This window comes from Paenibacillus helianthi (genome assembly GCF_001909055.1).
GTDB classification, from domain to species: domain Bacteria; phylum Bacillota; class Bacilli; order Paenibacillales; family Paenibacillaceae; genus Paenibacillus_AQ; species Paenibacillus_AQ helianthi.
Window position 1 is genome coordinate 83907 of sequence record NZ_LVWI01000042.1, and the last position, 24801, is coordinate 108707.

The 24801-nt window shown below is 53.5% G+C and carries 22 protein-coding genes; 5 read left to right on the forward strand and 17 right to left on the reverse strand.

Features of this window, described 5'->3' with window-relative positions; translation table 11 throughout:
• The first annotated feature begins 11 nt into the window (after positions 1-11).
• The gene (locus A3844_RS15675) at positions 12-617 is read left to right on the forward strand and encodes a TetR/AcrR family transcriptional regulator (protein WP_074087350.1); all 606 of its coding nucleotides are present in this window, start codon (positions 12-14) and stop codon (positions 615-617) included.
• A gap of 34 nt (positions 618-651) precedes the next feature.
• Positions 652-1395, forward strand: coding sequence for an SDR family oxidoreductase (locus tag A3844_RS15680; protein ID WP_074107856.1), 744 nt, complete (start codon positions 652-654; stop codon positions 1393-1395).
• Here the strand turns inward: A3844_RS15680 and A3844_RS15685 are convergent.
• From A3844_RS15685 to mobA, 4 genes are all read right to left on the reverse strand, one after another.
• Entirely contained in the window at positions 1388-2452 is a 1065-nt protein-coding gene (locus A3844_RS15685; protein ID WP_074107857.1) for a sensor histidine kinase, read from the reverse strand. The genes A3844_RS15680 and A3844_RS15685 overlap by 8 nt on opposite strands.
• A complete protein-coding gene (locus A3844_RS15690) occupies positions 2453-3130 on the reverse strand; it encodes a response regulator transcription factor (protein ID WP_074101973.1) in 678 nt (225 codons plus the stop codon).
• The gene (locus tag A3844_RS15695) at positions 3060-4925 is read right to left on the reverse strand and encodes an ABC transporter ATP-binding protein (RefSeq protein ID WP_074101974.1); all 1866 of its coding nucleotides are present in this window, start codon (positions 4923-4925) and stop codon (positions 3060-3062) included. Before A3844_RS15695 ends, A3844_RS15690 begins: the two co-directional genes overlap by 71 nt.
• 105 nt (positions 4926-5030) lie before the next feature.
• A complete protein-coding gene (mobA, locus tag A3844_RS15700; RefSeq protein ID WP_083606874.1) occupies positions 5031-5663 on the reverse strand; it encodes a molybdenum cofactor guanylyltransferase in 633 nt (210 codons plus the stop codon).
• Positions 5664-5808: 145 nt separating this feature from the next.
• Here mobA and A3844_RS15705 point away from each other — a divergent pair, with 145 nt between their 5' ends.
• Entirely contained in the window at positions 5809-7029 is a 1221-nt protein-coding gene (locus tag A3844_RS15705; protein ID WP_074107858.1) for an MFS transporter, read from the forward strand.
• A 381-nt stretch (positions 7030-7410) separates the two neighbouring features.
• Here A3844_RS15705 and A3844_RS15710 read toward each other — a convergent pair whose 3' ends face one another.
• A complete protein-coding gene (locus tag A3844_RS15710; RefSeq protein ID WP_074087356.1) occupies positions 7411-9111 on the reverse strand; it encodes a glutamine--tRNA ligase/YqeY domain fusion protein in 1701 nt (566 codons plus the stop codon).
• A 227-nt stretch (positions 9112-9338) separates the two neighbouring features.
• Between A3844_RS15710 and A3844_RS15715 the strand changes: the two genes are divergently transcribed.
• Both A3844_RS15715 and A3844_RS15720 read left to right on the forward strand, forming a co-directional pair.
• Entirely contained in the window at positions 9339-9584 is a 246-nt protein-coding gene (locus tag A3844_RS15715) for a DUF2164 domain-containing protein (RefSeq protein WP_074101976.1), read from the forward strand.
• A gap of 27 nt (positions 9585-9611) precedes the next feature.
• Positions 9612-10160, forward strand: coding sequence for a GNAT family N-acetyltransferase (locus A3844_RS15720; RefSeq protein ID WP_074087358.1), 549 nt, complete (start codon positions 9612-9614; stop codon positions 10158-10160).
• Between the two features lie 333 nt (positions 10161-10493).
• Here the strand turns inward: A3844_RS15720 and A3844_RS15725 are convergent, their stop codons facing one another.
• The 12 genes from A3844_RS15725 to A3844_RS15780 form a co-directional block, all read right to left on the reverse strand.
• The gene (locus tag A3844_RS15725; RefSeq protein WP_425270604.1) at positions 10494-11153 is read right to left on the reverse strand and encodes an MOSC domain-containing protein; all 660 of its coding nucleotides are present in this window, start codon (positions 11151-11153) and stop codon (positions 10494-10496) included.
• Complete coding sequence (locus A3844_RS15730) at positions 11119-11649, reverse strand: GNAT family N-acetyltransferase (protein WP_074087359.1); 531 nt, start codon at positions 11647-11649, stop codon at positions 11119-11121. The genes A3844_RS15725 and A3844_RS15730 overlap by 35 nt, the downstream gene beginning before the upstream one ends.
• Before the next feature lie 75 nt (positions 11650-11724).
• Positions 11725-12936, reverse strand: coding sequence for an MFS transporter (locus tag A3844_RS15735; RefSeq protein ID WP_074087360.1), 1212 nt, complete (start codon positions 12934-12936; stop codon positions 11725-11727).
• 129 nt (positions 12937-13065) lie between these two features.
• Complete coding sequence (locus tag A3844_RS15740) at positions 13066-15162, reverse strand: molybdopterin-containing oxidoreductase family protein (RefSeq protein ID WP_083606876.1); 2097 nt, start codon at positions 15160-15162, stop codon at positions 13066-13068.
• A gap of 278 nt (positions 15163-15440) precedes the next feature.
• The gene (locus tag A3844_RS15745) at positions 15441-16268 is read right to left on the reverse strand and encodes a formate/nitrite transporter family protein (protein ID WP_074087362.1); all 828 of its coding nucleotides are present in this window, start codon (positions 16266-16268) and stop codon (positions 15441-15443) included.
• Between the two features lie 276 nt (positions 16269-16544).
• Positions 16545-17909, reverse strand: a complete 1365-nt coding sequence (locus A3844_RS15750; RefSeq protein WP_074107860.1) for an FAD-dependent oxidoreductase — start codon at positions 17907-17909, stop codon at positions 16545-16547.
• 329 nt (positions 17910-18238) lie between these two features.
• Positions 18239-19879: a formate--tetrahydrofolate ligase gene (locus A3844_RS15755; RefSeq protein ID WP_074107861.1), complete on the reverse strand. Its 1641-nt coding sequence runs from the start codon at positions 19877-19879 to the stop codon at positions 18239-18241.
• A 244-nt stretch (positions 19880-20123) separates the two neighbouring features.
• Positions 20124-20600 carry a glutathione peroxidase gene (locus A3844_RS15760; RefSeq protein WP_074087365.1) on the reverse strand — a complete coding sequence of 159 codons (477 nt, stop codon included), beginning with the start codon at positions 20598-20600 and terminating at the stop codon, positions 20124-20126.
• Positions 20601-20714: 114 nt separating this feature from the next.
• Positions 20715-21734, reverse strand: coding sequence for an LLM class flavin-dependent oxidoreductase (locus A3844_RS15765; RefSeq protein ID WP_074107862.1), 1020 nt, complete (start codon positions 21732-21734; stop codon positions 20715-20717).
• Positions 21735-21918: 184 nt separating this feature from the next.
• Positions 21919-22254 (reverse strand): DUF3243 domain-containing protein, encoded by a 336-nt coding sequence (locus A3844_RS15770; protein WP_074087367.1) that lies wholly within the window; start codon positions 22252-22254, stop codon positions 21919-21921.
• Between the two features lie 194 nt (positions 22255-22448).
• Complete coding sequence (locus A3844_RS15775; protein WP_074107863.1) at positions 22449-24020, reverse strand: FAD-dependent oxidoreductase; 1572 nt, start codon at positions 24018-24020, stop codon at positions 22449-22451.
• A 585-nt stretch (positions 24021-24605) separates the two neighbouring features.
• Entirely contained in the window at positions 24606-24791 is a 186-nt protein-coding gene (locus A3844_RS15780; protein WP_083607069.1) for a group II intron maturase-specific domain-containing protein, read from the reverse strand.
• Between the last annotated feature and the right edge of the window lie 10 nt (positions 24792-24801).

Consider the following 24801-nt stretch of genomic DNA (forward strand, 5'->3'; position numbering starts at 1 on the left):
AGGGTGAGCTCATGAACAAGGCAGGCTCATTTTTGAGTAAAACGGAGATTATGGATGCCGCAGAACAGACGCTGCGAAGATTCGGGCCTGACAAGACCTCGGTAACCGATGTAGCTAAGCTGCTTGGTGTCAGCCACGGCACCCTGTACCGCCATTTCCCCAGCAAAGCGGCACTGAGGGAAGCCGTTACGGAACGCTGGCTGGAAGAGCAGATCGTTGTCCCGCTGGAACAGATTGTGAATGCCCCGGCAGAGAATGCGCTAGCGCAGTTAAGAATATATATCGCCCGGCTGATCGAGCTGAAGCGTCACTATGCCGAACAGGACAGTGAAATGTTCAAGATGTACACGGATGTTACGATGGAAGCCGCTGAGCTGATCCAGCAGCACATTCAGCGGATTATAGATCAGATGAGCATCCTTATTGACAGAGGGGTCCAGCAGAACCGGATTGCACAGAGTGCCGAAACGGGGATGCTCGCCCGCACGATTTTTCATGCTACATCCAGGTTTCACCATCCGGCTCATGCCTATGAATGGCGGAGTGCAAGCTCCAGGCAGGACTTCGATCAGCTATGGCTGCTTCTGGAACAGGGCCTTACCGCTTCAGTTCATTAAGTAAATCCATATCACATTCTGGGAGGAATATATGATGAGTCAGTCCCTGCAAGGCAAGGTTGCGATTGTTACCGGGTCGTCAAGAGGCATAGGGCGTACTGTCGCGGAGAGATTAGCGGAAGAGGGGGCTTCGGTTGTTATCAACTATTCAAGCAGCCCGAAACAGGCGGATGAGGTGGTACAGGGCATCCAAGCCAAAGGCGGAACCGCCGCCGCGGTTCAGGCCGATATCAGCAAGCCCGCACAGATTGAGCAGCTGTACAAGGATACGAAAGCATTGTTCGGACAAATCGATATTGTGGTCAACAACGCGGGAATTATGATCAACAGCCTGGTCGGGGAGGCTACCGAAGAGCAGTTCGACAAGCAGTTCGCCATTAATGTCAAAGGAACCTACTTCTCTTGTCAGCAGGCCTTCTTGCACCTGGAACAGGGTGGGCGGATCATCAACTTCTCCACTTCAGTTAACGGGCAGATGTTCCCGGCCTACAGCATCTATGCCGGAACCAAAGGCGCCGTGGAGCAGTTCACCCGCCAGCTGGCCAAGGAGTTTGGCAGCAAAGGCATCACTATCAACGCGGTTGCGCCCGGTCCTGTCGCCACAGACCTGTTCCTGGAGGGCAAATCCGAAGCTCAGCTTGAGGGCCTGAAGAAGATGAATGCCTTCGGACGTCTGGGCCAGCCGGACGACATCGCCGGCGTCGTCAGCTTCCTCGCCGGAGCACAGTCCGGGTGGATTACCGGCCAGACCCTCCGTGTGAACGGCGGATTTATCTAAGCTTCAGCGGCAAGACCACTACACAAGCCGTCCCCTCTCCGGGACGGCTTGTGATGGTTATGATGCCGTCGTGAAGCTCCACGATTTTTTTGACCAGAGACAAACCTAATCCGCTTCCGCCCCCACTGATGCTTCTGGCCTGGTCCACCTTATAGAAGCGTTCATAAATGCGGGGCAGCTCCTCCTCGGCAATGCCGATGCCAGTGTCTCTAATCCCAATCTCTATCCGGTTATCCAGTGTCTGCAGCCGGACCGTGATCATTCCGCCCTGCGGGGTGAATTTGATGCTGTTATGCAGCAGGTTGGTCCATACCTGGCTCAAGAGATCCTTGACCGCTTCTACAGTGACCTCCTCCAGTTCAGCCTCGACATCAATGTTCTTGCCCAGCCACTGCGGCTCACAGGCCAGAATCATCTCCTGCAGCTGCTTATCCAGCCGATAGGCCTTGCGTTCGAACGGAAAGCTCTCCGCTTCGAGGATCGACAGCTTCAGCAGGTTGTCACTGAGTCCGGAGAGGCGGCTGCCTTCGGCTTCAATGATATCAAGATAATGCGCCCTGCTCTCCGCACTCAGCCCTTCATCCCTCAACGCGCGGGCGAAGCCTCTGATGGAGGTGAGCGGAGACTGGATCTCATGGGAGACATTCGAGATGAAATCCTGGCGCATGGTTTCCATCCGGTTCAGCTCACTCGCCATTTCGTTGATGCCTTCAACAATACTGCCGAATTGCCCATAGCGCCTGTCGTTCTCCAGCTCCACCTTGAAGTCCCCCTTGGAAATTTGCCGCATCGCCGTAATAATCGGGATATAGAAGGCTCGTTCGCCTCCTCTCAGGTGTCCGATCAGCCCCGCGATGCCGGCCAGCAGGAACAAAATGAGAAACTGCAGCACCATCGTCAGCAATTGGAACCTATAGGGTGTAAGAGACCATTTATAATGCTTCTCGAGCAGCTTTAATCCGAAGTACCCGGCGTTCCAGGAAAGATAGAAGCCTGTGATGACCATGATCATCCCCATGACTGCTTTTACAATCTCTCCTGCTCTGCTTCTGCTCATTTATTTATCCACCTCCAGGCGGTAGCCGAGACCACGAACCGTGCGGATGGTAAAACCAAAGTCCTCCTGGGCGAACCGATCTCGCAGGCGGCCCACGTGCACATCCAGCGTGCGTTCGTTCCCATCGAAGTCATATCCCCAAATTTCTTCAATCAGCCGGTCACGCGTCAGCGTCTGCCCCGGATAGCTGGCCAGCTTGAACAGCAGCTCAAATTCCTTAAGCGGCAGCGTCATATTCCCCTGATCCGTGATGACCTCGAACGTTTTGCGGTTCATGCGCAGATGTCCTACCGTTACGCTCTGCGCGGCAGAAATCTGGTACCGTTTCAGCAGCGCTTTAACCCGGGCAATCAGCACGGGAGGCTCGAACGGCTTGACCAGATAATCGTCGGTCCCCAGCTCGAAGCCCTTGACGATCTGGGAGGTCTCCCCTATGGCCGTCAGCATCAATATTGGAAACTCATAGCTTCTCCGCAGCTGCCGGCACAGCTCCCAGCCATCCATATTCGGCATCATGACATCAATGACCGCCAGATCCACACTGTTATCCTCAAGGACCTGCAGCGCCTCCACTCCATCAGAAGCGCCGTAGACCTCTTCCATGCCTTCAGCCCTCAAAAAGACTTCCACCAATTCGCGGATGTGCGGATCGTCGTCCACTACCAGAATTTTGGCCATATCCTGCTGAACCCTCCCCTTCTCCGCCGCCCGGAAGCTCCGGTGTATTCAACTGCAGCTGCTGGTTAGCGAATTCCCGGTACAGTTCATGCTCATTTAGCAGCTCCTCATGTGTTCCCCTGCCGGTAATCCGGCCCTTTTCCATAAAAATAATCTGGTCCGCATTCACTACAGTCGCCAGCCGGTGGGCAATGACAATCGTCGTCCGTCCCTTCATCAGGTTAGACAAAGCTTTTTGCACCACCGCTTCCGACTGGCTGTCGAGACTGGAGGTGGCTTCGTCGAGCATCAGAATCCGGGGATCGCGCAGCAGCGCCCGTGCAATGGCGATCCTCTGACGCTGGCCTCCGGACAGCTTCACCCCGCGTTCTCCGACATCCGTATCATAACCCTGCGGCAGCTCGCTGATGAAGCCGTCGGCATAGGCCATCGCCGCCGCACGGCGCAGCTCATCCATGCCAACCTCCCGGTTCAGGCCATAAGCAAGGTTGTCGGCAATCGTGCCGGAGAGCAGCGGGCTTTCTTGAGACACGTAGCCGATCAGCTTGCGCCAGGAACGAAGGGAGAAGGTGGACACCGGCTTCGCTCCCAGCTTGATCACCCCGCTCTGCGGTTCATAGAACCGTTCCAGCAGCGAGAAAAGAGTGGTTTTGCCGCCCCCGCTGGGTCCGACAATCGCCGTCACCTGTCCCGGAAGCATGGAGAAGCTCACTCCGCTGAGCACCGGTTCACCTGTTTTGTAACCAAAGCTTAAATCATCGATCACGATAGGCTCCTCAGCCCCCTTAACCTCCTCTACACCCTCGTAAATTTCCTCATCGGCCGCCAGGGTTTCAATGATCCGCTCGGAGGCGCCTTTGGCTTTTTGAATCTGGGTGAAGAACTGGGTCAGTTGGGTTAGCGGCATCACGATCTGAATTAAATACAGGATGAACGCGACCAGCTCCCCTGCCGTCAGGACACCTGAAGACACCTGCATTCCGCCGTAGCCGATAATCACTACCAGCAGCATCATGAATACGAAGGAGACGAGCGGGCTGATCATGGCGCTGATTTTGCCCTCACGGATACCGAAGGACAGCAGGTTCATGATTCCGGTACGCCCTGCTTCATATTCTTTTTGCTCCGCGCCGGAGGATTTCACCAGCCGGATTTCAGACAAAACGCCGCTGAGTGTAGCGGTAAAGGACGCTGTTTCATCCTGTGTGCCCTTGGATATTTTGTACATCTGCCGTCCCAGCGGAACCAGAATCAGTGCGGACAGCGGGAGTACCGTGAACAGCACCAGCGTCATTTGCCAATTCAGATAGAGCAGTACAGCAATCGAGCCGACGATGGAGATCACTCCGGTGAACAGGCTCGCCAAATGCTCCGAAATCAGCGTCTTGATGATCCCGGTGTCGTTCGTCATCCGGCTGACACTTTCTCCGGTACGGTTGTCATTGTAGTACGCTACCGGAAGCACAAGAAACTTACGCCACAACCTGTCCCGCAAGCCTGCCACTGTCTTCTGACCGGCATAGTTCAGCAAGTAGATCGAGATTCCTCCAGCAAGAGTCTGGGCAATAAAAGCCCCCGCAATACCGGCAATCTGCAGCTTGCTGATGGATGCCAGCGAGAACCCGTCGACCATGTTCTTGGTGAACATGGGGATCACAAGACCCACAAGAGTCGATATCATGCTAAGCGCAACAGCAAGAGTAAGCAGTCCATAGGAAGGCCTGGTGCCCTGCAATAGCTTCAAAAAAGGCTTCAAGGACGTGCCCTGTTTCTTGTCAGGCTGATTATTATTCATAGAAATTCCCCTTTCCAGCGGGTTCATGCAATGACGTCGTTTGCCGTCTCTTCCGCCTTAATCACCACATTATCTTAGCCGTGTAAACTGAAGTTAAACGGCTGACTATTGTACAGAGGAATCATCCGGGTGAAGCGGGGCCAGCTTGAGGGCGGCGGCATAGTCCTCCGGTGTGTTCATGTTCATCAGGGAAAACGTATGTGTTCGGGGGCCTTCCTCATAATCACTGTCCCGGACATAATGAACATCAAGTACATCCAGGAACTCCATTACCCGCAGTTGCCGCCGCGACAGGAATTTCTCCAGAATCGGGAGGATGCTCCGGTTATAGAGCGCGAGCAGCGGCTGGACTCGGCCTTCGGAGGTTACAGGAACAACGGCCTGTATATCCCCCCCTCCGTACGCAATCTCCAGCATATGCAAGAACAGTCCTTCCGAAGCAAAAGGCAGGTCACAGGCCAGTACAGCTACCCATTCTGTATGAGATCCCTGAAGTGCGGCATGCAGCCCGGCTAGCGGTCCAAGTCCCGGATAGATATCCGGGATCAACGGCAGGTGAAACATGCGGTAAGCCCTCCGTTCTTCTTCACCGCAAGCAATGACTACATGTTCCGTTATGGAGGATAACCTGGCTGCGCTGTAAGCGATCAGCGGCTTCCCCTCTAGCATAAGCAGCGCTTTGTCGGCTCCCATCCGCCGGGAGCGTCCTCCAGCCAAAATCACTCCTGTAATTTCCATATATATCCTCACTATTCCATGGATTTGGCAATGATTTAACCGCAGGTTTGTATCCCTTTTCAACAAGTGTTACAGTGGTAGAAGCAGCCCCTTCAAGGCTGTGTGAATGAATGAAAGGCATCTGGCAGGAAAGGAGTGCCCAATTTTGCGGGAGAACCTTGATAAGCAGTTTTCCTTCACCTCATTGAAGTGGTACAACTTCTTCTTATATGGGACAGTCGTCCTCTTCACCAGCTTCTTTCCACTATACCTGCAGGAAGTGGGAATGAACAAGCTGGAGATCGGGAGTTTAATGTCTGTTGGGGCGCTTGTCTCCATTATTGCCAATCCCTTCTGGGGCATTTGGACAGACCGGTACCAGAATATCCGCCGGATTGTTCTGCTGATGCTGACAGGGACACTGGTATTATCCCAGGTTGTGTTTCAGGCAAATACATATGAAATGATCTATGTTTCCATACTGTTCTTTTATTTTTTCCAGGGTCCGCTGTTTGCCGAGAGCAACACCATGATTCTGAGCTACATTGACGGTACAAGGCACCGCTTCAGCTCTTTCCGGCTATGGGGATCGCTGGGTTGGGCGTTTACGGCTATTCTTGCCGGACCGGTAATCGATTGGGGCGGGGTGTCCGTGCTGTCCTACCTATTCGCGGCGCTGCTCTGTGCAGCCATGATCTCTCTGATTGTCCTGCCCAGACTCGACCATTCCATCGGTATTGCGCCGCTGCCATTCAAGGGGTTCGGCCAGATTTTTTATCATCCGTTTTTTCTGAGCTTCATCTTCTTTGGGATTCTGGTCTCGATCCCCAATACGATGAACAACACCTTCGTGTCCCTGTATATCACGGAGCTTGGGGGCAGCAAAACCATGATCGGTCTGGCCGTGTTCCTCTCCTCGATTCTGGAGGTGGCTGTTCTGCTGTTGTGCGAACGTTACTTGAAACGCAGCATACCGGTACTGCTCGGCTGGCTGGCGCTGGTCAGCGCCCTATTCGTCCTGCGTTGGTGGCTAATGGCCGATTCGACCACACCGCTGCAGGTGGCTTTTATACAAATCCTGCATTGCGTTACGTTCGGGGGGTTCTTCTTTGTCGGCACCCGGCTGACCATGCTGCTGGTTCCGAAGCCTTACCGTTCCTCAGGACAAGCGCTGTATACCCTGACCTGGAGCGGCCTCTCTGGGATTATGGGCGGTGTTCTCGGCGGCTGGCTATACCAGTATCTTGGCGCACAGAGCATGTACCAATCCAGCGTCTTTATGACGCTGATCGGAACCCTGGGATTCGGCGCGATGTGGCTGCTTGTCAGCCGCGGGGGCTATCATCCCCACGGCGGGCATCCGGACGAAGAACTAGAAGATATTTGAACTAAAACGTTGAAGCCTGAGTCTCAGGCCGTAAAAATCAGAAAAGCAGCGATCATCCAGTCCCTTGGCTGGAAGATCGCTGCTTTTTATTTTTAGTCAACTGCTGCTCCTGCTCATTCAAAGGTATTTCTACCTTTGATTCCGCTCTACTTCGCCTGTTTGGCTCATTCAAAGGTATTTCTACCTTTGATTACGCTCTACTTCACCTGTTTGGCTCATTCAAAGGTATTTCTGCCTTTGATTCCGCTCTACTTCGCCTGTTTGGCTCAATCAAAGGTATTTCTACCTTTGATTCCGTCACTTTCGCCCCAGAGCAAAGGGGCTGCTTCCGCCCTATCATGACTCCGGGCAGCCCCTTGTGGCATTTCAGACGTTACAGCCTTATTTGGCAGGTTGGAACGAGCTTTTGAGGGAAACGATAAGATTGAATACCAGGTGATCCGGTGCCGAATATTTGCTGTCCACGTTGAAGTATCCATGACGGAAGAACTGGAACTTGTCCTGCGCTACACTATCCTTCAGCCCCGGCTCCACAAAGCCATGGAGGATCTCGATAGATTTCGGATTCAACTGATCCAGGAAGGTGGGTTCCGGCTTGTCGGCGGAAGGCTCCATGCCTTCAACTTCAGCCTCCTGATCCGCCTCCTCGGCGGAAATCAGCGGCTCATAGAGGCGAAATTCTGCCGGTACAGCTTGGCTGGCATCCACCCAGTGCAGCGTTCCCTTTACCTTCCGGCCGGTGAAGCCGCTGCCGCTCTTGGTTTCCGGGTCGTACGTACAATGCAGCTCGACAACTTCGCCGTTCTCATCCTTGATGAAATCCGTACATTTGATGAAATAAGCATTCTTCAGGCGCACTTCATTGCCGGGGAACAGACGGAAATACTTGTTCGGCGGGTTCTCCATAAAGTCATCACGCTCAATATAGATCTCACGGGAGAACGGAATTTGGCGGGTGCCCATGGCCTCATTCTCCACATTGTTCTCAATTTCGAACCATTCTGTTTGGCCTTCCGGGTAGTTGGTGATAACCACCTTCAGCGGCCGCAGCACCGACATGGTCCGGGGAACCGTCAGCTTGAGATCCTCACGGATAAAATGCTCCAGCATTTGCAGGTCCACCAGACCCTGGCTCTTGGAAATCCCGGTCTCATGCACAAAGCTGCGGATTGCTTCCGGTGTATAGCCACGGCGGCGGAGCCCGGAGATCGTCGGCATGCGCGGATCGTCCCAGCCGTCAACATGGCCTTCATCCACCAGCAGCTTCAGCTTGCGCTTGCTCGTGACCGTCTGGGCGAGATTAAGGCGCCCAAATTCATATTGATGCGGGGAAGCCGGCATTTCGCATTCGGCTACCACCCAGTCGTAGAATGGCCGCTGGTCCTCGAACTCCAGGGAGCAGAGCGAATGCGTCACATGCTCAATAGCATCCTCAAGCGGATGCGCAAAGGTATACATCGGATAGATGCACCATGCATCGCCCGTATTATGATGATGAGAATGAGAAATCCGGTAAATGACCGGGTCGCGCAGGTTGATGTTAGGGGCGGACATGTCAATTTTGGCACGCAGCACCTTTTCGCCATCCTTGAATTCCCCTGCCCGCATGCGGCGGAACAAATCCAGGTTCTCTTCGATTCCGCGCTCCCGGTACGGGCTGTTCACTCCCGGCTCGGTCAGCGTACCCCGATGCTCACGGATTTGCTCAGCGGTAAGGTCGTCCACGTAAGCTTTGCCTTTTTGAATCAGCAGCTCTGCTCTTTCGTACATGTCCCCGAAGTAATCCGAAGCAAAACGCAGCTCTTCCCATTCATAGCCGAGCCACTTCACATCCTCCTGAATAGAGTTCACGTATTCCGTATCCTCTTTGAGCGGATTGGTGTCGTCGAATCTCAGGTGAGTCTTGCCGCCGAATTCATCAGCCAGGGTAAAATTAATCCAGATCGCTTTGGCATGCCCGATATGTAAATAACCGTTCGGCTCCGGCGGGAAGCGGGTGACCACTTCCTTCACTTTTCCCGAGCTCAGATCTTCGGTAATGACATTCTTGATGAAATTGGAGGGTGTTCCACGGTTCTCCACAGTTATCAACCTTTCATTCTGTAATATTACTACTTCCTTGTATGAACATGTTTCCTACTAATATACCCGTTAACCAGGGAATGTTCAATAAAAGTCAAGAAGAAACGGCGGGGAGGTCCAGCTTCAGAGGCCTGTTTCCACGGGGTGCTTTGACTTATTTCACAGCTATGGGGTAGCATGAGGATTATGGGTATATATCTGTAAATCTAATAGAGGGGGACTCATTCATGAAGCCGATCAAGCTGCCCAAAGAACAGCGGGAGATCATTACCGGGAATATCCAGGCCTACTTCGAGACCGAGCGCGGTGAAACTATCGGTCATCTGGCGGCAGACAGCCTGCTGGAATTCTTCCTGCAGGAGCTGGGCCCGGCGATATATAACGGAGCACTGGGCGACTGCCGCACACTGGTAGGTGAGCGGATGCAATCGCTGGAGGAAGACATTTACGCATTGGAATGGAAGAAACGCTAATCCTTGTGCCGCAGAGGGGGCAGCCTCATGTTCAATTATGTCATTGATGAAGAGCTTACGCTGAAGCTGCTGATGCCTGAGCATGCACGCCACATGTTCGCGCTGGTGGAGCGCTCGCGCACCCGCCTCAGAAAGTGGCTGCCTTGGGTTGATGGGGTGACGGAGCAGGCTCATCTGGAGACATTTATCAAAAATTCCGTAAAGCAGGCCAGTGAGAACGGCGGTTTCTCCGCCGGACTGTGGGTCCGGGGCGAGCTGGCCGGCATCATCGGATACCACGAGATTGACTGGCACAACCGCTCGGTTGGCATCGGCTACTGGCTCGGCGAAGGCTATGAAGGCAAAGGCTACATGACCAGCGCCTGCCGGGTCCTCGTGGATTACGCACTGCTCGAAATGGATCTGAACCGCGTCGAAATCCGCTGTGCCACCGGAAACCGGGCAAGCCGGGCCATACCTGAACGGCTGAGCTTCATATTCGAGGGAGTCATCCGCCAGGCGGAGAAGCTCCCGGCCGGCTATGTGAACCACGCTGTCTATGGCCTGCTGCGCAGTGAGTGGAAGCTGCTGGGGTGAAAAGGTGGAGTAGAGGCTGCTAGGACGGGAAGCAGTACGGAAAGTATAGGTGCGCTGGCACAGTATACGATGCGGAAAAAGCAGGTTTGTTTCTACAGTATCGGTACGGAAGGTACAAGCTCGTTGGAATAAACGGCCTATGCCTTGGGTTCGAAACTAACGGAGTGCAGCGCCCAAACCCCCGGAGGACTTATTCCCCCGGGGTTTGATTTTTACCTGGACACATTTCAAATGTTAGACCGTATGGATGGAACCTTGCGTATGCCGTGCATGATTATATCAAAGATAAGCCGGACATTCGTCTTAAGCTCCGGCTATAACAGCGCGGACGCTCTAGCTCTCCTCCGCATCCAGCCAGCCCTGGAACTTCGCCCGCGTCACAGCAGACAGGCTCTCCAGCCGGGCAAGCTCTGCCAAGCCAGTCTTGACCTTGCGTCCGTGCTCCATGAGATAGAGCACTTGCTTGACGGGAAAGCTGCCCTCGCCGCTTTCCCGTTTGATGATTGGGTCGCCAGCGGCCACATGACCCTCACGCAGCACACGGAAGTAGAAGCCGCTGTATCCGGTTTTTAACACCTGGGCCGGCATATCGGCGGGTCCGTGTTTTTGCGCCAGCTTATAGCACGGAAAACGCGGCTGGCTAACCTGCAGCAGAGCCGAACCCATCTCATACACATCGCCGATGCAGACTTCCGTCTCCAGCAGGCCGCTGGCAGTGATATTTTCGCCGAACGCAGAATACTCCAGCTTCTTGCCCAGCCACTCCTCCCAATAAGCATAATGCTCAAAGGGATACACGCACACTGCCTTGTCGGGACCGCCGTGGTTCACACGATCCGCTTGTCCATCTCCGTCGAACCCTTCCGAATGAAGCTGCATCCTACCGGCTGCCGGCAGTTTGTAAATGCCGGTTTCCAGCGGCTTCCCCCGGTAATCCACAGTCTTGGGCTTGCCTACATTAAGCGAGATGACTTCCATTCGTATTCCCTCCAATCAGCTTGCAACTCATAAAGACCTCATCTACATAACGTCCGCTGAGATAGAACTCCTCATACAGACGGCCTTCCTCCACAAACCCGCATTTGCGGTAAAATGCAAGCGCAGGTTCGTTGCAGGACAGCACACGCAGCCGCAATTTGCGAATTCCATTCTCTGCCGCATGGCTTTTGATCGCCTGGATCAGCTGGCGCCCGATACCCTGTCTCTGAAAACGGGGATGAACGGCGATATTGACCTCACATACATGGCGGTTGCTCTCCATACCACTGGGACAGCCAAAGCCGACATAGCCGCACAGTTCCCCGTCCTGCAGAGCCACCAGCTGCGAGCCGGGAGGGGCATGCATCAGATAATCCTCGCGCGAGCGCCACATTAACGGTCCGGGTGTTGTATCCTCGGTCCAGATCATATTATCAAGAACAATCAGCTCCCGGGCATCCTTGATTTCCGAGGGCCGGATTGTAAAGGCATCCCTGTTCAGTTGTTGCATCGCTTTTACACCCCTTGCCTTACTCTAGTCACCCGAAACGGGCCACAGTTCAATTAAGGATTCCCACTTGCAGATTTATGCCGCATCCCGTTCCAGTGTACGGGACATCCGGTTGATGTATGCATGGAACCCAAAGAACCCTACCGACAGCACAGCCATCCCGCAGGCCAGCCACCCCGTCGGCGCAAGCCCTCCGCTATCAAACTGGACGCCCAGCAGATAAGGCCCGATCACCCTGCCAACCGCGCCGATTCCACCACTAAGTCCCAGGTAGAATGGAGCACTGTGGCCGGAATGATCTGAGATGAACGAAGGCATTGCGGGGGAGATCAGCATCTCTCCGAGTGTAGCCAGCACCATTGCCAGCAGCAGTCCCGGATAGCTTGGCATAAGCAGGATCATCGCATAGCCGGCCAGATAGAACACGGCACTTGCTGTCATTTGCGCCGTTGAGGTTGCCGCGAACCAGCGTTTGATCAGGCTGACCAGCGGCTGGGCAGCGAAGATCAGAATACCGTTCAGCGTCCACAGGAAGCCGTACATCTGCTTCGGCCAGCCTTCCGAAATAATAAACGGGGATACGCCGGCATTCCAGATCGAATTCCCGATCAGCAGAAACATCGAGCCAATAGCCATGAACAGGTAAATCCGCGTGTGGCCCATAAGCCTCCAGCCGGATTGTTCATGCTGAGGTTGTTTTCTCAGGTGCTGCTCATCCGGTGATGCTGTTCCCACCTTGCGCAAATAAAAAAAGAAAAATACGGCAAACACCGCCGAGGTCACTCCGTTCAGCACAAAACTAAGCATATAGTTGCCCAGAAAGCCGCTAAGTGACGTTCCGATGGCTACCCCTATATTATTGCAAACATAGATAATGTTAAACAGCTCCGCGCGCTGCTCGGCAAAGCGGAATCCGACAAATGCCTGGATTGCCGGCAGAGACAGCGAGTTGAACAATCCGAATAATCCCATCAAGACGATGAATAAATGCCAGTTGTTGCTTGCCGCAGGAATGGAGAACAGGGACAAGGCAGTCAAGGCAAGAGCTCCTACAATCAGGCGGTTAACGCCGACCTTATGATAGAGCGAGCCACCCAGCAGCTGGCCGGCAATCCCGCCGAGTGCCTGAACAAGCAGCACGATACCGGCATCCTTCATACTGCGGCCGAGCTCATCGTATACATACATGGTCACAAGCGGCCACATGAGCGCGCTGCCGGTTGCGTTAATCAAGCTGGCAATGAGAAATACTTTGACTTCTTTAGGATATCCTTGCAAAAACCTCATATTTTGTCTTTCATCCCCTGTTACCTATGTGTCATTAATCCATCCAGTATCATCCCAAAACAGGGTCAAGAGCAAGCGTATGAACTGACGCATTGGCGCGTCACCTAAGCATAATATATTCCATTCAAATTAAACAGATTCTCCTGCAGGCTGCGCTTCTCCACTTCGCTTCACTTCTACCGTTGCTGAGAAAAAAGTGGCCCCGTTGCCCATATCGCTCAGCCGGTCCGGTGTCAGCACGTTCACCCTCTGTCTGCGTCCCTTGCCTTCCCACCACAGCCCCTGGCTGATCACGGTGCCCGGAAGCATCTTGTCCGTTACCATTGCCCACAGCTCGATAGCGCCTCTGCCGTTGTACACAGTCAGTTCGTCACCGTCCGCTATGCCTCTTGCCGCTGCATCTACGGGATGAATCTGCAGCGTTGGACGCTTCTCCATGCGCTGGTGCTTCTCCACATTGGAGAAGGTGGAGTTCAGGAAATTATGATTCGGCGGCGACACGAACATCAGGGGATAAGCCGCCCCCGGCTGCGGCAGCCGCTGACCGTCATAGCCTTCCTTGAGCGGCGTGTATGTTGGCAGCGGAGGCAGCCCGGCCAGCTCCATGGCCTTGGAATACAGCTCGATTCTGCCGGACGGTGTCGGCAGGTGTTCCAGATAATCCGCCTGCGGCGACATATCCAGTTTCACGAACCGTTCAGCCACCAGCCGCTCCAGCGTGACCCCTTTCATATAGGGATTGTGCGGATAATCCAGCGCCTGACGGATCATATCATATTCGGAATCGCTGAAAGCTGCTGCATCAAAGCCCATCGCCCGGCCAAGCAGCGAGAAGACCTCCATATTGCTTTTGCATTCGCCCGGCGCATCCAGCACAGGCTCCTGAAGCTGCATATAGTGATGCCAATACGAACCGTACAGATCCACATTCTCAAACGTGGAGGTTGCAGGCAATAGGATATCGGCATAGAGCGCCGTGTCGGTCATAAACAGATCATGTACTACTGTGAACAAATCCTCGCGGGCAAATCCCTTGCGCACACGCTCCGCATCGGGCGCCACCACTACTGGATTGCAGCAGTAGACGAACATGCCCATCACCGGCTGCTCTTTCATCTCCAGCGCTTCACCGATCCGGTTCATGTTGATCGTGCGTGTCCCGCGGTTTGGACGCAGATCAGGACACGTTAGAGCACGGGCATTCGTTGCGGTGTAGCCTCCATTTGACTTGATCGCTCCGCCTCCGCTCTTCCGCCAAGCACCTGTAAGTGCCGGAAGACAAGCAATCGTGCGCACATTCATGCCCCCATTATCGTGGTGCTGCAGGCCATTGCCGATGTGGATATGTGATACCTTGGCTTCGCCGTACAGCTTGGCCAGCTTCTCGATATCTGCCGCCGCAATGCCAGTAATCTCTGCGACCCGTTCAGGCGGATACGCAAGCACATGCCCGCGCAGCTCCGCGTGCCCGGTTGTATAACGCTCCATAAATGCTTCATCCGTCAAGCCATCCCTGAACAGGATATGCATCATCCCTAGCGCGAGGGCTGTATCCGTGCCGGGATAGAGCGGCAGGAACCAGTCTGCCCACTGTGCCGTACGGTTGCGGTGCACATCGATCACAACCACCTTCGCCCCCCGTTTACGGGCCTGTTCGGCATAGATGACCTGATGCATGTTCGTGCTGACAATGTTGCCGCCCCAGACAATGATCAGATCGGCATTGACCGTATCCTCGGGACTTGTCCCGCCATTGAATCCCATCGTATATTTCCAGCCAGCAGTCCCTGCCGCACTGCAAATGCCCTGCTCCAGACGACTTGCACCGAGCGCATTAAAAAACCGCCGGTCCATCCCGTCCACACTAAGCACCCCCATATTGCCATAGAAGCTGTAAGGAAGAATGCTTTCCGGCCCATAGGTACCGGACAGTTCCTTGAAACGGCTGGCGATTTCACCGATGGCCTCCTCCCAGCTGATCGGCTTGAAAGAACCACTCCCTTTCGGCCCTGTACGACGCAGAGGCTGCAACAGACGTTCGGGGTGATGCACCCGTTCGGCCATATGCCGTATCTTGTTGCAGATCGCCCCTTTGGTCACCGGATGCTCGGGGTTGCCTTCCACTTTAATGATTTTGCCGTCCTGCTTATGCACTAGAAGTCCGCATGTGTCAGGGCAATCCAGCGGACATACCGCCGGAAAAACCCCATCTCCGCTGTAACTCATGGGCGTTAGTCCCCCCTTGTCACTTGAATATGTATATTCTATAACTGCACCTGTTCTACGTAAAGAAAATAGGCGAAAACAAACTGATTCGTTCCAACTATGTCAGGGTAATAGAGCATATGAAACACTCCCTATGAATTCGCCGTGAGCCCGATTTCGTTCCCCCGAGTCGGATATGCACGGCGAATTTTGTGTTGTCTGAGATACAAAAAGACACTCCCTAATAGATATCAGGGAGTGTCTGTATAACCATCCAGCCCATGCGGACCGCTAGTATTTTATGCGTGTTTTTTCACACCGGCAGCAGAAATACCTTCCACCGATTGAATAGCCGCTGGCGCTTTGCGCAGGTAAGCCATCCAGTATGCAAAAGCGACGAAGATGGCGCCGCCTGTCAGGTTGCCCAGCCAGACCGGAGCGAAATTGCCGAAATACTGCGACCAGGTAAAGTGACCTTCAAAAATAGCAGCAGGGATAAGGAACATGTTAGCTACAACGTGCTGGAAGCCGATAGCTACAAACGCCATGGTCGGAAACCAGATCCCGAGGATTTTACCACTGAAATTATCCGCTCCGTAAGAGAGCCATACCGCCAGGGCAACGAGCCAGTTACAACCGATACCGGAAACAAAGGCCTGCAGGAAGGTAGCATCAATCTTGTGTCCGGCCATATCCACCAGTTTATCCAGATACACGCCATCTGCAGTGAGGCCAACAACGTGGCCGAAGAAATAAGCGACGAACAAGGCACCGGCGAAATTACTGATTGTAATCAGCACCAGATTCTTGAACATTTCCCATAGCGAAATCTTCTTCGCCATAAAAGCTAGCGGCACAGCCATCATATTACCGGTCAGCAGTTCCCCTCCGGCCAGCAGCACCAGGATCAGACCTACCGGGAACACGGAAGCGCCAATAAAGTTAGCGATAGAGCCCCATTCCTTCGGTGCGCCTGCGATAACGCGAATGTCCAGCAAAAATCCGAGCGCGATGAACGCTCCCCCCAAGAAGCCAAGAATAAGTACGGTACTGAGTGAATTATGCGCCTTCTTAATTCCGTTCTCTACCGTGACTTCGGCAATCCCCTGCGGTTTGTTATAAGCCATGATTCCTATCCCCTTCGAATTACTTAAAATTTGTTCCTTTATGCCATTGTAGCGTGTCAACTAACACATTTACGTGATAAATATCACTCTTGTAAAAACTAAGTGAAAGTTTTCACTGACATGTCAAATTTACCACAAAAGCATCCGCTGCGGAATATTTTTTATCTCAGAAGAGACGAATTCCCCATTTTCTGCAGGAGTCAACTTCCGTTACCCCAAAACAGCAAAAAGCCGGAGCCACAAAATCGGCTCCGGCTAAAGGGGGCAGCTTTAGGTTTAGACAGTTACGGTTTCTTTACGGGCAACTGTTGCAGGCAAGGCTTGAAGTCCCGCTGTATTCAAGAAATTCCAAGGCTTGTTGTAGTGCGGCTGGAAGAAGAAATCAATGAAGGCCAGCTGGTCTACAGTCATTTTATTCTGAATGCACACTGACACGGTATTGATCGACTGTGTCAGATCCATCTTGGACATGATCTGTGCGCCGAGAATGCGGCGGGTCGAGCGGTCATAGACCATTTTTAGCTGAACCTGCTCAAAGGTTGGCATGAACTCGGGACGATAGTTGTCGGTCAGCAGAACACTCTCGATATCCATTCCTTCTGCAATAGCGGCATCCTCTGTCAGCCCGGTTCCGGCAATATTATCTTCATAAATCTTTATTCCCGAAGTTCCCTGTGTACCCATGTATGGGATCGTCTGCGATACCAGGTTGCGGGCTACCAGTGTTCCCATGCGTACAGCGTTGGTGGCCAGCGGAATGTAAGCATGTTTGCCGGTTGGATTATAATGAATTGCACAGCTGTCACCGGCGGCATAGATGTCCGGAAGGCTGGTCTGCATATAGTCATTGACGATAATCGCGCCGTTAGGCAGCATATCCACCTTACCCTTCAGCAGTTCGGTATTCGGACGGAATCCGATACAGAGGATAACCAGGTCGGTCTCATGCTCGCCTTTGCTAGTGATTACCTTGGTCACTTTGCCGTTCTCGCCAACAAACGAGCTAACCTTCTCGCCAAGTGCAAGAGTGATTCCGTGATCCTCCAGCGATTTTTGAATAGGAGTCGTGAATTCTTCATCCAGATATTTGCTCAGGATACGGTCCTCGCCGTCAATTAGCGTAACCTGTTTGCCATTCATTTGAAAAGCCTCCACCAGCTCGACTCCGATATACCCGGCACCGACAACAGTGATTCTGTCCACCTGCTGCGCTCTTTCGATGATGGTGTTGGAATGATTGTAGTTCTTGGAGAGGAGAATACCGTCAAGCTCCATGCCCTCCAGCTTGGGAACAATCGGCCATGAGCCGGTAGTCATGATCAGCTTGTCATAGGAGTCATCGAATTCCTGGCCTGTCGCCAGATTGCGGGCACGCAGTGTTTTGCGGTCGGTATCAATCCCGATAACTTCGTGGCGCATGTTCGTCTTGACGCCAAGCTCCGCCAGCTTCTCCGGCGATGAGTAGAACAGGCCCTGCGGGTCTTTGATGACTCCACCCACATAAAGCGCGATCCCGCATGACAGGAAAGAAATATTATCATTGCGTTCATACACAGTAATCTCGGCATCCGGGTAAAGCTGGGCGGTATTGACGATTGCTGCGGTTCCGGCATGGGTACATCCTACGACTGCTACTTTCATGGTTTGTTCCTCCTCCAGATTGGGCATTTCATTTATTTGTGTTTGTATGTGATTAATTTCACTTTATGCGTTGATTATATTGTGATTTTTCTCACATTACAAGTCTTTTTGTGATTTTTCTCACATTGTTCACATTTGATGCAGATATATAGTCCCCGTATTTCCGGTGCGTCTGCATTAGTTTCTCCCCGGGCGAGCACATTATGTCTGGAGGGGAGAGGAAGGAGCAGGGAACCCTCAAGCCGGCAAACCGCGCAGCAAAGCCCCCATACTTCTGCTTAAGTCGCAGAGATATGGGGGCTGAAGTCTTGAATCAAGATGACTTTGATTTATTCCAGGCCGTTAATAACGCCATCCTCGTCTACCTGTATACCCTCTGCCGCCGGTTTGGCCGGAAGTCCGGGCATAGTGACCATATTGCCGGTGATGACCACCGCAAAACCCGCTCCAAGCGACAGCGTAATATCGCGGACACCCATGGTGAAGCCTTCGGGTGCTCCCAGCAGTCTAGGCTGGTCCGAGAATGAGTATGGGGTCTTCGCCATACAAACCTGAAGCTGCTGCAGGCCAAGCTTCTCTATGATGTTCAGGCTGCGCTTCGCTGCCGGCGAGAAGGACACTTCCGCACCGTGGTAGATTTCGGTAACGATTTTATTGATTTTGGCCGGAATGTCCAAATTGTCCTCATACAAAGGAGCGAAAGCCGAGGGCTTACCTTCTCCCTGTTCCAAGAGCTTTTTCAGCTCCAGGGCGAGTTCAAGCCCCCCGGCGCTGCCTTCCGCCCATACTTTGGAGATGGCTGCCGGCACACCCAGACGGCGGCAAGCCTCCAGGACATCGTTAATCTCCGAAGGGGCGTCGCCCTCGAAGTGATTAAGCGCTACAAGCACCGGAACGCCGAATTTGCCCAAATTCTCAATGTGACGCTCCATGTTGGCAATACCGGAGAGCAATGCTGCCCGGTTGGTTGTGTACAGCTCATCTTTACGGACACCGCCATTGTATTTCAGCGATTTCACCGTCACTACCAGCACAGCTGCGGCGGGAGTGAGTCCGGCTTGGCGGCATTTAATATCCATGAACTTCTCTGCGCCCAGATCCGCACCGAACCCCGCTTCCGTCACTACCACATCCCCCAGCTTCAAGGCATAACGGGTACCGATTACACTGCTGCAGCCGTGCGCGATATTGGCAAACGGTCCGCCGTGCACGATCACAGGCGTCCCCTCCAGAGTCTGCACCAGATTAGGCTTCACGGCTTCCTTCAGCAGCGCAGCCATGGCTTCTACTGCTCCGATTTGCTTTGCCGTCACCGGCTGTCCCAACTGGTCATATCCGACCAGCATGCGGCTGAGCCGGTTTTTGAGATCGGTAAGATCATCGCATAGACACAGTACGGCCATAATCTCTGAGGCCGTCGTGATCTGGAATCCGCTCTCCCGCACGGTACCGTTGCCATCGCCGAGGCCAGTCACAATGCTGCGCAGGCTGCGGTCATTCATATCCATTACGCGCTTCCAGACTATACGCTGAGGGTCAAGTCCCAGTGCATTGCCCTGGAAAATATGATTGTCGATCATAGCCGACAGCAGATTATGCGCCGAAGTTACCGCATGTATATCGCCCGTAAAATGCAGGTTGATCTCGTCTGCCGGAACAATCTGTGCCTTGCCCCCTCCTGTTGCTCCACCCTTCATGCCCAGACATGGACCAAGGGATGGTTCACGCAGTGCAGCTACTGTCTTGATTCCCGCTGCGTTCAGCGCCTGGGAGAGTCCGATCGTCGTCAGCGTTTTACCTTCACCTGCCGGGGTCGGATTCACTGCAGTAACCAGCACCAGCTTTCCGTCCTGCTTGTGCTTAAGCTCGTCCCATAGAGATGGCGACAGCTTGCTTTTATATTTGCCGTACAGTTCCAGATGCTCTTCATGAATTCCTGCTGCCGATGCCACCTCTGTAATTAATCTCATGCCCTTATAAAACCCTCCTGCCGTTATTATCCTGCTTCATTCTGCCCTTTATTCCATTCCCCATGATGTACCTTATTCCTCTTCAAAGAATACAGGGTCTGTGAAAAGCGTCAAGGATAATTTTCATAAGCCGTAACTGAAAAATCCCCCTAAACACAGCAAATGCCGTCATTCAGGGGGTGTAGGTATACATTCAATTAATAAAAGACAGCGAAGCGGCTAGGATTCGAAAAAAATGCGCATCTTAGAGCAGGGCTTCGATCTGTGCCTTCATGCCTTCCGGCGATTCCTTAGGCTCTACACGGGCTACCACATTACCGCTGCGGTCCACGAGGAACTTGGTGAAGTTCCATTGGATATCACTGCTCTCGCCATCACCCGGCTGCTGGCCCTTCAAATACTGAAAGAGCAGACTGGCATCCGGCCCGTTCACATCCACCTTGGCAAAAACAGGGAACTTCACGCCATAGTTAATTTGGCAGAACTCTTCCGCTTCTTCACTGGTTCCGGGCTCCTGTCCGGCAAATTGGTTGCAGGGAAAACCCAATACGACAAGCCCTTGGTCTCCGTATTGTTCATAGAGCTTTTGCAAATCCCCGTACTGTGGTGTAAGTCCGCATTTGCTGGCCGTGTTGGCAATCAGCAGCACCTTGCCTTCATAGTCCTTGAAAGGCACTTCTGTACCCGATGGTTTCACTCCGGCAAAACTGTAAATAGACATTCTGCATCCTTCCCTTCATCCGTGGATTGATCAACCGGCTATGCTCTGTAAGCCAACCTTTATCTTACCCTATTGCCGGAGGAATACAAAATAAAGGCATTGTGCCCGGACAAGCTAATGATCCCCTTCCGTTCGGGACAATCCGCAGGCATCTGCAATCAGCCGGAGAGATTTCAGCTTGTCCTCCAAGCCGTGCATCGGCATGGCGAACATAATCTCCTCGCAGCGGTATTCTTCCATGAGCGCAATAAACTGCTGCCGCACCTCCTCCGGCGATCCCAGGACCGTCCGCCTGCGGTTCTCCTCAATCCGAAAGCGGTCGTACGGTGTATAGGTGTAGTCCAGAGCGGTTTCTACTGAAGGTGTCCCTGTTGAGACATGGCCTTTCTCCAGCAGAACCAGCGACAAATCCATGCTGGCAGCCAGCCGGTCTGCTTCTGCGGAAGTCCCGGCACACACAGCAAACACCGATACCAGCGCCCGTGGAGCAGCGGCTGCGGGGGAGGGGTGGAAGCTGTTCTGAAAGGATTGGACCGTCTTCCCGCCTCCGTCACCATTAATGAATCTGGCATAGGCGAAGCGGGTGCCCAGCCTTGCGGCAAGATCGGCGCTGTCCCTGCTGGACCCGAGCAGCCAAAGCTCCGGTGCAGTGCTGACTTGCGGACTGGCCGCAAGCCCGGCAAAACGGTGTGCGGCATCCGGACCGCCGTACAGATAGCTGAGCAGATCCATGATCTGCAATTCGTAAAGTTCCGCACCGCCTGTCCGGTTCTCCTGAAGCGCTCTTACAGCAAGTGCCCCGCCTCCTGCAGCACTGCCCACCCCTAGATCGATGCGTCCGGGATATAGAGCTTCAAGTACGCGGAAATTTTCGGCTACCTTGTACGCGCTATAATGGGGGAGCAACACGGCTCCTGAACCAATGCGGATCGTTGAGGTTACTGCAGCCAGATGGGCCATCAGCACCTCGGGACTTGAACCGGCCAGTCCGCGTGCGGCATGATGCTCGGAGACCCAGAAACGGTGATAGCCCAGCCTGTCAGCCTCTCTGGCAAGGCTTACGGTCTGGGCGATTGCCTCAGCGGGCGTGCAGCCCTCAGAGACGGGTGATTGATCCAAAATGCTTAATTTCATAGACTGAGCATCTCCAAGTCAGGTAATAGGGGGTGATAACCATTGCTGTCTCCATTATATCATCCCGTTCCCCGCACCTTCACCATGATTTCCGGAGGCTCTCATTCGCAAAAAACCGCCCCGTACAGGGCGGAAATCTTCAAGCCCACACTTTGAGATGCCAGTGTAGCAGCATCTGCCCGGCTCACCGGGCCAGCTTCACCAGCATATGGGCCAGCCGGTGGCGTTCTTCCTTGCTGCCCACCTTCCACAGCTCCTGCAGCAGCTTCTCCTCGCTATTGCGCGGTTCTTCATGGTCAGCCAGATAGTCGGCTATTTTTTCCGCCGCCACCGCCAGCTGCTCTTCACCCAGACCGATTTTCCGAGCCAGATGAATACGCTTTCCTAAATAGGCCTTGAAATCCTCAAAATTGTTCAAAATGACTTCCTTCTGTTCCGGGTCAATCCGGTCCAGGGCTTCATTCACTTTGCCTAGCGCAACATTTCCGTCCTTATCTACAACATGATTATGCTCCGACATCTGAAATTCCCCTTCCGCTGGAAAATTCATGGTTTCCCACTACTTAACCAAGGGTCAGACAGATGAATCAACGGGAGATGCTGCCTTCAATGGAAAAGGCAGCCACAGCATGGTCAGCAGGCGAGAACTTTTCCGCCAACCCCTAGTTCACAGAAAATACAGAGATACAGGCCGAACTTCGTCCCTTGCCCAATCTAGACCGCACCTATGGACGGCCACTCCAGCTCAAAGCCGTTATTGCGCAGGCGGGTCTGGAAGCTGCTCAGCTGCTGGGGAGAATTCCGTACCTCACGGGGGGTGATCCCGTTATCCAGACAATATGCGGCTAGCATGCCAGCAGCCTCTCCAATGTTCCATTCCACCGGATGAAGCCGATAGCAGCCGTTGGTGATATGCGTGGTCCCAATGTCTTTGGCAGCAGCGATCAGGTTGTTCACCCGAATCGGGATCAGCGCTCCCAGCGGAATCTGGAACGGCAGTGAAGGAATGTCGATAAAGGTCCGCAGCGCGGTGCTGGGGTGAAGATCAATCCGGTAACTGCCGATGCCAACCGTATCCGGGTATTTCTCAGCCCGGCCGTCCGGGCGGTCTGCCGGGCTCAGATGCTGCTCCAGGATGGTGAACTCCGCCCGGATTCGCCGTCCTTCCCGAATATACGGAGCTTGCGCAAGGCCATGCGGCGCCCCCGTAGCATCGGGGCGTGGACGCAAGCCGGGATAACCTATGCCGCCATCCTTGCGCGGCGCCTCCGTCTGCATCCAGTACAGCAAGGAAAGACTGAGCTGCTTCGCATGCTCCAGGTGGCGCTGCCTTTCCCCGGCAGAAACGTCAATAATCGACCCAAGCCAATAGTCATTCTGCGGCCAGTTGACCACACTGAGATCTGTCTTGTAGACCCCCGGCTGAAAATTACTGCGGTCCGCCAGTCTACGGTAAGTAAACAGCGGATTCCCCCCCTCCTCCGGTAAGAGCACGTAGGTTACAGGCTTTTGCGTCGAAGGGGAAGGAACCGTCCAGCTGAGCTGCGGAGCAGGCCAAAAATCGGCCTGGTAGCTTCTCCAAAAGTTATATTCCCGCGGCTTGGCAATCGTATAATCCTCGCCCTCGGTATAGTCTACTGCCAGACAATGCGTAAACGCTTGAATATCCTGCGGATCGGCCGGACCCGCAAGCGCATGCCTTTCCCCGGTCTCTGCAGCGGACTCGGCGCCCGTTACGTACTCTACGCCTGCCAGCGGCAGCACATCCCCTTCTTCAGTCGCATCCAAAAAGTAGCTGCCGGTCAGGACGAGCTTCTCCCCATCCTGACCGCATACGGTTACTGAAATCACATCATCGCCGTCTGTCTCTGCCCGCACGGGCTTGTATCCTGTCCATATCTGCAGCCGCCCGCTATGTACATAGGGGGCCAGCATATCCCGGAGTACAGCCAGCGCGGCACGCGGCTCATGAGAGAGCCGGCTGACCCAGGCATTTCCGGGATTGAGGGCCGCCCGGGCGCGCGCCTGCTCCGTGAGCGGGAATAATCTGCGGTAATAATCGCGCACTGCATTGCGATAAGTCCGGTAGCTTGCCGTACAGCCCAACTGCTCGATCCACCGGTTCTCGTCAGGCGGCACCACCTGGCTGGTGAGCTGTCCGCCGATCCAATCATATTCCTCGGTCATTACTACCGACCGTCCTGATCTGGCAGCACCCAGAGCGGCCGCACAGCCTCCCGTCCCTCCGCCAATAATAACAACATCTGCCTGAATCTGCTTGGTCATTTCATTCCTCCTCCATAATTGAAAGAAAATGAGTGCTGTATTTCCCTGCCTCTAACTTATATGTAGTTTGGAATGATATTTTAACAACTTATATTTATAAGTGGGCTTAGAAACAGGCTGAAATTGTACATCGGCAGCTACAAAGATTGCTACAAAGCCTACTGGTCATGAACAGGACAGCGTAGCCGCTATATGATTTCTGATATATAGCGGCCTGGAGGGCCTTCATTAGATTTGGCGGCAAGTCCAAGTGGAAAAAGTGAACCTAATGCTGTCCCGTCCCACTACTGCGTAAGCGTTAATTGGAAAAAGGAAACCTAATCCGACCGATTTCCATCTTTTCAGATGAATTCGCTTAAATGAAGTCTACTTTTTCCAACTATCCCCTATACAGGACGCATCTCCCTCTATTTAAGTGTACTAACTCCACTCCACTTCCTGCAGATCCCCACACGCTACCCTTTTGACTTCCGGTTCGTTCCACTAGAGTAAAGGGCTGGGTTTAACCAGCCCCTCCTCATCAAACCGTACGTGAGGTTTTCCCTCATACGGCTTTCCGATGTTCGTCATTCATGGGCATGCGGATTACAATAACGTTTTTAATCCATATTGGTTGGCAATGTGTCTAACTTCATTCAATGACCCCATCCATCTTCTTCGTTGCCTCTTCTTTGCATACCACCGGGTTAATCGCTGCAAAATATACCAATCCAGTTTCGCTAATCTCTTTTGGCTGTAGTTCGTGTAATAGTAATTTCTCCATCCTTGTATCTTCGGATTG

Excerpts from the sequence above, each read along its gene's own strand:
- A3844_RS15730 (WP_074087359.1), bottom strand. The coding sequence starts at position 11,649 with ATGCAACAACTGAACAGGGATGCCTTTACAATCCGGCCCTCGGAAATC.
- A3844_RS15675 (WP_074087350.1), top strand. The coding sequence starts at position 12 with ATGAACAAGGCAGGCTCATTTTTGAGTAAAACGGAGATTATGGATGCC.
- A3844_RS15775 (WP_074107863.1), bottom strand. The coding sequence starts at position 24,020 with ATGACCAAGCAGATTCAGGCAGATGTTGTTATTATTGGCGGAGGGACG.
- mobA (WP_083606874.1), bottom strand. The coding sequence starts at position 5,663 with ATGGAAATTACAGGAGTGATTTTGGCTGGAGGACGCTCCCGGCGGATG.
- A3844_RS15755 (WP_074107861.1), bottom strand. The coding sequence starts at position 19,879 with ATGAGATTAATTACAGAGGTGGCATCGGCAGCAGGAATTCATGAAGAG.
- A3844_RS15735 (WP_074087360.1), bottom strand. The coding sequence starts at position 12,936 with ATGAGGTTTTTGCAAGGATATCCTAAAGAAGTCAAAGTATTTCTCATT.
- A3844_RS15760 (WP_074087365.1), bottom strand. The coding sequence starts at position 20,600 with ATGTCTATTTACAGTTTTGCCGGAGTGAAACCATCGGGTACAGAAGTG.
- A3844_RS15750 (WP_074107860.1), bottom strand. The coding sequence starts at position 17,909 with ATGAAAGTAGCAGTCGTAGGATGTACCCATGCCGGAACCGCAGCAATC.
- A3844_RS15680 (WP_074107856.1), top strand. The coding sequence starts at position 652 with ATGAGTCAGTCCCTGCAAGGCAAGGTTGCGATTGTTACCGGGTCGTCA.
- A3844_RS15740 (WP_083606876.1), bottom strand. The coding sequence starts at position 15,162 with ATGAGTTACAGCGGAGATGGGGTTTTTCCGGCGGTATGTCCGCTGGAT.
- A3844_RS15695 (WP_074101974.1), bottom strand. The coding sequence starts at position 4,925 with ATGAATAATAATCAGCCTGACAAGAAACAGGGCACGTCCTTGAAGCCT.
- A3844_RS15745 (WP_074087362.1), bottom strand. The coding sequence starts at position 16,268 with ATGGCTTATAACAAACCGCAGGGGATTGCCGAAGTCACGGTAGAGAAC.
- A3844_RS15720 (WP_074087358.1), top strand. The coding sequence starts at position 9,612 with ATGTTCAATTATGTCATTGATGAAGAGCTTACGCTGAAGCTGCTGATG.
- A3844_RS15715 (WP_074101976.1), top strand. The coding sequence starts at position 9,339 with ATGAAGCCGATCAAGCTGCCCAAAGAACAGCGGGAGATCATTACCGGG.
- A3844_RS15685 (WP_074107857.1), bottom strand. The coding sequence starts at position 2,452 with ATGAGCAGAAGCAGAGCAGGAGAGATTGTAAAAGCAGTCATGGGGATG.
- A3844_RS15770 (WP_074087367.1), bottom strand. The coding sequence starts at position 22,254 with ATGTCGGAGCATAATCATGTTGTAGATAAGGACGGAAATGTTGCGCTA.
- A3844_RS15765 (WP_074107862.1), bottom strand. The coding sequence starts at position 21,734 with ATGAAATTAAGCATTTTGGATCAATCACCCGTCTCTGAGGGCTGCACG.
- A3844_RS15690 (WP_074101973.1), bottom strand. The coding sequence starts at position 3,130 with ATGGCCAAAATTCTGGTAGTGGACGACGATCCGCACATCCGCGAATTG.